1 protein-coding gene is annotated in these 259 nt (G+C 61.4%); it reads right to left on the bottom strand.

Annotated elements, in window-relative coordinates:
* Positions 1–259, bottom strand: a 259-nt coding sequence (locus AC0IW9_RS31165; RefSeq protein WP_471652166.1) for an L-serine ammonia-lyase, iron-sulfur-dependent, subunit alpha, incomplete at both ends; no start/stop codon positions are given.

Raw genomic sequence — 259 nt, 5'->3', positions numbered from 1 at the left:
CACCCACTCCATGCCGCTCAATGTCGAGCCAATCACGTTGGGCTTGCCCAGCTCCTGCAGGCTGCGGTGCAACTTGGCGGCGCGGCGTTTCACGTTCAAGCCGCCGGGCAGAATGCCTTCGTGCTTGAGGCCGTTATTGACGCACTCGCACATGGCCTTCCACAGGCGCATCAGGCCTTGGCGAATTTCCGCTTCACTGCGCCAGGCCTTTTCGTTGGCCATCATCAGCTCCGACACGCGCAGGTTGTGGGTTTTGCAC

Source organism: Belnapia sp. AC561 (assembly GCF_979252845.1).
Note: the sequence above shows the minus strand (reverse complement) of the source record. Positions and strands in the feature narration are given on the sequence as shown.